Annotated in this window: 1 protein-coding gene; it reads right to left on the reverse strand. The window is 67.5% G+C overall.

Going from position 1 to position 1,420, the window contains the following annotated elements; genetic code table 11:
• Positions 1-1,291 (reverse strand): MFS transporter (locus C1I98_RS38850; RefSeq protein WP_111172181.1); only part of this gene is annotated, 1,291 nt, incomplete at its 3' end.
• Positions 1,292-1,420: the final 129 nt, after the last annotated feature.

The following is a 1,420-nucleotide window of genomic DNA, read 5'->3' on the forward strand; positions in this document are numbered from 1 at the left end:
GTTCGGTGAGTGGGGTGCCGGGGTGGTCTTTGACCAGGAATGTGGCGATGAGGCCGATCAGGGTGACGGCGGCGAGGTAGACGGCGACGGCGTAGACGGTGCCGGTGCGGGTCTGGAGGGCCTCGGCGATGGTGGGGGCGAAGGCGCCGCCGAGGATCGCGCCGATGGCGTACGAGATGGCGGCGCCGCTGTAGCGGACCCGGGTGGGGTACATCTCGGCGTACAGCGCGGGCTGCGGGCCGTAGGTGAGGCCGAGGCCGACGGTGAAGAGGATGAGCGCGACGATCATCAGGGCGAGGTTCGCCGTGTTGATCAGCGCGAAGAACGGGAACATCCAGGCCAACTGGACGACGAAGCCGATCCGGTAGACGGGCAGCCGGCCGTACCGGTCGGCGAGCCACCCGCCGAGCAGGGTGCTCACCAGCCAGCCCACGGCGGAGATCATCACGGCGGCCAGCACGGCCGTGCGGTCGAGGTGCAGGGTCTTGACCGCGTACGACTGGATGTACCCGCCGGTGGTCATGTAGCCGACGGCGTTGTTGGCGGCGAACAGCAGTGCGCCGACGATGACCAGGGCCCAATGGTGCTTGAACAGCGGGACGAGCGGGAGGCTGGACTGTGTCCGGGTCTTCTTGACCTCCTCGAACACCGGGCTTTCCGCCACCCGGGTCCTGATGTACAGGCCGAACACGATCAGCACGACGCTGAGCAGGAAGGGGATGCGCCAGCCCCAGGCGAGGAACCGTTCCGGGCCGGTGATCGCGGCGGTGGCGGCCAGGACGCCGTTCGCGAGCAGGAGTCCGATGGGCACTCCGATCTGCGGGAACGCGCCGTACAGGCCGCGTCGGTCGGCGGGGGCGTGCTCGACCGCGAGGAGTGCCGCGCCGCCCCACTCACCGCCCGCGGAGAGTCCCTGCATGATGCGCAGCAGGACCAGCAGGATGGGCGCGCCGACGCCGATCGCGTCGGACGAGGGCACCAGGCCCATCAGCGCCGTGGAGACGCCCATCAGGAGCAGCGTGAAGATGAGCATGGCCCGGCGGCCGACCCGATCACCCAGGTGACCGGCGATGACGGCGCCGAGCGGGCGGAAGAAGAAGCTGATGCCGATCGTCGCGAAGGATACGAGAAGGGCGTTTTTTCCGGCGCCGCCGAAGAATTGGGTGGCGAAGACGAGTCCGGCGCTGATCGCGTAGATGAAGAAGTCGTACCACTCGATCGTCGTGCCGACCATTGCGGCGAGTACGACGCGGCGGTGTTCTCGGTCGAGAGTGATTTTGGTGGGGGGCATCTCGACTCCTTGCAGTTCAGAGACTGCCGATGATCAATTTATACAGGATCGTATATGATTGTTGTGGGGGTGGCAAGGGTTCACTGACAGGCGACGTCAAGGGAGTCCGGCGCCGGGCCGGGGCCGGAC

This window comes from Spongiactinospora gelatinilytica, from assembly GCF_003236385.1.
Lineage (GTDB): Bacteria > Actinomycetota > Actinomycetes > Streptosporangiales > Streptosporangiaceae > Spongiactinospora > Spongiactinospora gelatinilytica.